General features: G+C 41.0%; 4 protein-coding genes. All 4 read right to left on the bottom strand.

All coding sequences use genetic code 11. The features are described 5' to 3' along the window. Nucleotides 1-3: 3 nt before the first annotated feature. The gene (locus tag SMSK597_RS03870; protein WP_000521621.1) at nucleotides 4-144 is read right to left on the bottom strand and encodes a hypothetical protein; all 141 of its coding nucleotides are present in this window, start codon (nucleotides 142-144) and stop codon (nucleotides 4-6) included. An 11-nt stretch (nucleotides 145-155) separates the two neighbouring features. Beyond that, nucleotides 156-2363 carry an anaerobic ribonucleoside-triphosphate reductase gene (gene nrdD / locus SMSK597_RS03865; RefSeq protein WP_000560894.1) on the bottom strand — a complete coding sequence of 736 codons (2208 nt, stop codon included), beginning with the start codon at nucleotides 2361-2363 and terminating at the stop codon, nucleotides 156-158. 119 nt (nucleotides 2364-2482) lie between these two features. After that, nucleotides 2483-4021, bottom strand: coding sequence for a hypothetical protein (locus tag SMSK597_RS03860; RefSeq protein WP_000118105.1), 1539 nt, complete (start codon nucleotides 4019-4021; stop codon nucleotides 2483-2485). A gap of 254 nt (nucleotides 4022-4275) precedes the next feature. Then, nucleotides 4276-5808 (bottom strand): cardiolipin synthase, encoded by a 1533-nt coding sequence (cls, locus tag SMSK597_RS03850; protein ID WP_000877349.1) that lies wholly within the window; start codon nucleotides 5806-5808, stop codon nucleotides 4276-4278. Between the last annotated feature and the right edge of the window lie 88 nt (nucleotides 5809-5896).

Here is a 5896-nt window from a genome sequence, read left to right as displayed (position 1 = left end):
CTTTTATTTTTTCTTGTTCTTGTTTAAAAATTGTTCTCTGAGGCTGAGCAAACGTTCTTTCTTACCAGCTCCACCTTTAGAGTGTTTCTCGTGATAACGGGTCACTTGTGCGCGCCCCTTATCGTCTAATTGATATTTTCCCATCTCATTTCTTTCTAATTTGTTACTTGATGGCCAGCTATTTTAATCGTTGAACCATTCATGTGTTTGACACGCGCTGCGATTTCCTTGTGACGTCCATTAACCATCGGACGCGCTTGAGGATTGCCTAAATAGCCACAAGTTCGTTTAACAACGTCTACTGTTTTAGGGTCGCTATTGCCACAGTTTGGACAAGCAAATCCTCTCTCAGTTGGTTCAAAATCCCCTTCAAAGTCACACTTGTAGCAACGGTCAATCGGAGTATTGGTGCCTAGATAGCCTACACGGTCATAAGCATAATCCCAGACAGCTTCCAAGGCCTTTGGATTTTGCTGAAGGACTGGATACTCACAATAATGGATGAAACCACCTGACGCACCTGCTTCTGGATAGACTTTCTCAAAGTCCAATTTTTCAAACGGTGTTGGATTTTTACGAACATCGTAGTGGAAAGAATTGGTGTAGTATTCCTTGTCTGTAATATCAGGAATAGAGCCAAACTTCTCTGTATCTAGTCGGCAGAAACGGTCTGTCAAACTTTCAGACGGTGTTGAGTAGATAGAGAAATGGTATCCATATTGGTCAGACCACTCTTCTACACGGCGTTTCATATCACGAATGATATCCAGCGTGAATTCCTTAGCTTCTAGATTGCTTTCCCAGCTATTTCCAAAGAAAACAGTAGCCACTTCATACAAACCGATGTAGCCCAGCGAAACGGTTGCACGACGATTCTTAAAGAGCTGGTCAACACTTTCTTCTTTACCTAGACGATGGCCAAAAGCACCGTACTGATAAAGGATAGGAGCATTCGCTGGTGTCGCCTCTTTCGTGCGTTCGACACGGTAAACCAGAGCATCTTCAGCGATATTCATTCGCTCGTTGAAGATTTCCCAGAACTTATTCATATCACCTTCAGATTCAAGGGCAATACGAGGCAGGTTAACCGTCACAACTCCTAGGTTCATGCGACCTGAATTGACTTCTACACCATTTTCATCCTTCCATCCTTGAAGGAAAGAACGACAGCCCATAGGTACCTTGAAGGAACCTGTCAAGTCAACAATCTTATCATAGGACAAAACATCCGGATACATCCGCTTGGTTGCACACTCAAGAGCCAACTGCTTAATGTCGTAGTTGGGAGTCCCTTCTTCTAAGTTGAGTCCTCTTTTAAGCGTGAAGATAAGTTTAGGGAAGATAGCTGTGCGGTGTTCCGAACCAAGCCCATTGATACGAATGTTTAAAATTGCCTTTTGAATTTCTCGCTCAAAACGACTAGTTCCTAGACCAAAACCTAGTGAAGTAAAGGGTGTTTGGCCATTTGAAGTGAAGAGAGTATTGATTTCATACTCAAGGGATTGCATAGCATCGTAGATGTCTTTTTGGGTTTTCTTCCAGGCATAATCTTCCCGTTTTTCAGGTAAGACCCATTCTTCCGCATCTTTGAGGTGTTTTTGGTAATTCTTATCTGCATAAGGCGCCAAGACTTCATCGATACGGTCAGCTGAACAGCCTCCATACTGGCTAGAAGCAACGTTGGCGATGATTTGGGAAATCTGAGCTGTTGCAGTCTGGATAGACTTAGGACTTTCCACCTCCGCATTTCCAATCTTAAAACCATTTTCCAACATACCCTTGAAATCAATCAAACAGCAGTTGGTCATAGGTGTATAGGGACTGTAGTCCAAATCGTGATAGTGGATATCCCCTTTTTGGTGAGCATTGGCTACGTGCTTAGGAAGCATTTGCAGTCCGATTGACTTTCCAACAATCCCTGCTGTCAAATCACGCTGGGTGTTAAAGACATCACTGTCTTTATTGGCATTCTCATTGACAACTGCTTGATCTTTGTTGAGAAGCTTATGGATACTAAAGTTGATATCCGTCGCTTTTGAACGCTCAAAATCCCTTTGTGTCCGATAAGTAATATACTCCTCAGCCAGCGCATATTCTTTGGCTTCAAGCAGTTCATGTTCTACGATATTTTGAATTTCGTAAATCTTAACCCCCTGTGGAAAGCGACTATGAATTTCTGTGACAATTCGCTCGGTCAGAGCATTTAGGCGCTTTTCAACCAAGGGTGTCACATCCATAACCTTGTCAGCCGCCTTGTGGAGAGCCTTGTCAATCTTGTCCACATCAAATACAACACGTCTCCCATCTCGTTTCTCAACGAAGAGAGTTGGTAAAATTGTAATTTTTTCTTCTAGTGCAATCATATGCATGCTCTTTTCTAAAATGTTCTTTCTAAAAAGTATTATACCACTCTAAAAAGAAAAATCAATATCTTGTGTTAAAAATCCTAATTTTTTTAAAAATACACAAGATATTGATTTAGTTATTTAATTTTATAGACTTTAAACTCTGAGTAATCAGTCTTTACTGGTTGGTAATTTTCTTTCAAGATTGTTTCTACTTCAGACCAGACTGCCACCTTGTCATTTACCACAATCACCTTAGGTTGTTTTTCTTTCAAGTCATTGAGTAGCTTATTCCGATTTTCCTCAGTTGCTGTATAGTGCAACGGGGACAAAATAGCCGATGGCGACAAGCGCTCACTCTTACGATAAAGAGTTGCAGTATCATCCCATGCATAGATAGCATCTTCCGTACTTGTCTCCTCTTTCACCAAATCAGCAAGACGATTACGTTCTTGATAAGGTACCGGATAAAGGACAAACCTCATCAAAAAAGGAATAGCCAAAAGATATAACAAAGTTAAAATCGGTAGGTAAAGATTTCCTTTAGTATAGCGATGCCAGAGACTAACAGGCTCTTCTCTGCGTCTTCTTCTAATGCTACGACCACTCTGTTGCCCCTTGATATTGGACACTAAAAGCAGAAGAAAGACAGGGAAAATGAGCATCAAACGGGATGCATGTAGAGGATCCTGTGTAAAGAAAATCACTACCAAACCTAAAATCAGGAACAAACTCGCAGGCACTGAGATGACATATAGTTTAGAGGATTTAGATTGAAAGAGACCTAAAAAGACAAAAACCAAAACTCCCATGCCAAGAGCCAACAACCCATAAAACAAAACATTTTCTAACAATGCCGAAACTGAAACCAAACGAATGGAATGAATTGGATACAAAATTCCACTAATGGCATCCCCAAAACTTCCTGTTGCAACACTATAGTAGGCAGTTGGATAAAAGACCAGTGAAAAACCTAAAGCCACTGCAAGAAACTGATAAAATCCATGTGCAAAACGTCTATGCCCAAGGTTAAAGACCAACAAGCCTAAACTCACTACAGCAATAAACATGAGCGATGCCAAGGGAGCAAAGAAAAATCCGCCTGCCAAAGCCAGCCCAATCCGTACAAATCCCTTGTCATGACTTGGATTGCTTAGGTAAGCCGCAACTAAACTAAAGGCTGCGAATAAGAAGGGAAGCGCTAAAAGAGTCGCATAACCTCCACCAAACGCAAGACCTGTAACTAGCATGTAAAAAATAGTCACTAGTTGTCCAGCTTGGTCTCCTTGCTCTGTCAAGGTGTCCGCCGATCGAAAGAGGAAAAATCCTCCTGCTACCAAGGCTAACCACTCAAAAATGGCAAAGAAAAATCCGCCCTGAGTCACGTAAGTCAGCAAATAATAAAGCAAACCTTGACTTCCATAATAGTCGCTGTAAATTTTCCCTGTCTGATGAAGCGCCCAACCTGCATAAAAATCCTGCACTTCCTGTGCACTCATTAAATCGAGTAATAGCGGTACTCCTAGAGTTATCCCCGTTACAAGCGTACTCCATAGTAAAATTTTTACCAAAGGAAGACGACTTGATTCACGATGATGCGATTCTTGTTTGATTTGGAATTCTAGAGGTTCACGATTCTCCTGATGAACTTCTTCTACTCTACCATACACACTCATATCGTTTCTCCTATTCAATTTATCTGTCTTAGTATATCAAAAAGTCCTAGGATTGTCAGCTTGCGATGGGTGTTTGAGTGATTTTTTGCATAGTTTCACAAAGGTTTCAATTTCCCGAAATCGATGTAAATGCGTCTGTTTAAATGTCATGATATAGTTCAATTCTTTCTGGGTCAGCATCTTTCCTCCTACATCTTCTTATTCGTAAAAGGCAAGAAAAATAGGACTGGTTTGTGTCCTCGGTCCTAGATTTCTTATAAGATAGGGGCGAATAACTGGGCAATTTCCTTAATCAATTTTTGATACCAGCTATTTTTTATCGTATGAGGGAAAATTTCTTGCGATGCTGAAAAAATCTCTTGAAAATCTTTTTGAATCTCAGCGATTGATTCTGTTTTATATAGCAAGACTGCATTTTCATAGTGGTGAAGCAAACTTCTATAATCTAAGTTAATGGTTCCAACTGTAGCAAAGTCCTTATCCACTAGGATTTGTTTACTGTGGATAAAGCCTGGACTATACTCAAAAATCCTTACTCCTGCTGACAATAAATCCGGATAGGCCCCTCTTGTGATGAGTTGGATTAATTGTTTATCTGGAATGAAAGGAGTCACGATGCGGACATCAACACCCCTCATGGCCGCGTTTTTAATACTCTCTGTTAAGTCATAGTCAATAATCAAATAGGGCGTTGTAATATAGACTGAATCAGTGGCCTGATTAATCAAACTTTGATAGACTTTTTTCCCTACCTGGGTACGGAAGATGGGCTTGGGTCCACTACCGTAAGGAATGCAGAGCCCTTGGCCAGAACAAGGCTGATTTTCCAAGTGATACTGGTCAAAATCGCTGATTTCCCCACGATTGATATACCAAGTCATCAAAAAGAGACGGGTTAGAGCCTTGACACCAGGGCCATCTAAGCGAATCCCACTGTCCTTCCAGTAGCCAAAACGTTCTACATGGTTGATGTACTCATCAGCTAAGTTAATACCTCCTGTATATGCTACCTGACCATCTATGACAAGGATTTTCCGATGGTCCCGATTGTTGTAAGCCACCGTCAAGCGAGGAACCACCTTGTTAAATTTATGGGCTTCAATTCCTCGACTACGAAGCTGAATAGTATAGTCTCCAGGTAAAGTCGCCATACAGCCGATATCATCATAGAGCATCTTGACCTCTACACCCTGAGCTGCCTTGTGCTCTAGTATGTCTAGTATGCTATTCCACATCAAACCTTCTTCGACAATATAGTACTCCAGAAAGATAAATTTCTCAGCTTTCTTGAGGTCTTCCAACATATATTGCCACATGCTTTCACCCGAAGAAAAGAATTGTGAGTCTGTTCGATTATAGACATCGGCGTTACTATCCATACTTAACAAAGACTTGATAACTCCGTAAGCCGCCTTATCATCTTCCTTCAATTTCTGGCGGAGAACTTTACTGTTGTCCTCCCGAAAATGCATAGAACCAAGTTTGTCCAACTGCTTAATCTCTTTTTTGGACAATCGCCTTTCACCAAACATCAGATAGAGCAGGGGGCCAATGATAGGAACAAAAGTTACCACTAACCACATCACCTTGCTTTCAGGCGCCATGGAACGGTTGACAATAGCGACAATGGTCGCCATACTCATAAAGATTAAGAGAATAACCCATAGAATAGGAGCCATACGCCCTAAGTAAAGAAAGAGACCAAAAACAAGAGAAAGTTCAAGCAGCATAATCGAAAGACTAAAGCCATACTTGGACATCAATAATTGAAATTTTCTATATTTCATATCCCCTCCTTGATAGTTTGAATGCTAAAAACAAGTAATTATACTCAATGAAAATCAAAAAGCAAACTAGGAAGCTAGCCACAGGTTG

Origin of the sequence: Streptococcus mitis SK597 (genome assembly GCF_000148545.1) — a bacterium.
Taxonomy (GTDB): Bacteria; Bacillota; Bacilli; order Lactobacillales; family Streptococcaceae; genus Streptococcus; species Streptococcus mitis_C.
This window is presented reverse-complemented; position numbering and strand designations above follow the sequence as displayed.

What these genes read in the sequence shown, in the direction of transcription:
- SMSK597_RS03870 (WP_000521621.1), bottom strand. Translation starts at nt 144, where the DNA reads ATGGGAAAATATCAATTAGACGATAAGGGGCGCGCACAAGTGACCCGT.
- nrdD (WP_000560894.1), bottom strand. Translation starts at nt 2,363, where the DNA reads ATGATTGCACTAGAAGAAAAAATTACAATTTTACCAACTCTCTTCGTT.
- SMSK597_RS03860 (WP_000118105.1), bottom strand. Translation starts at nt 4,021, where the DNA reads ATGAGTGTGTATGGTAGAGTAGAAGAAGTTCATCAGGAGAATCGTGAA.
- cls (WP_000877349.1), bottom strand. Translation starts at nt 5,808, where the DNA reads ATGAAATATAGAAAATTTCAATTATTGATGTCCAAGTATGGCTTTAGT.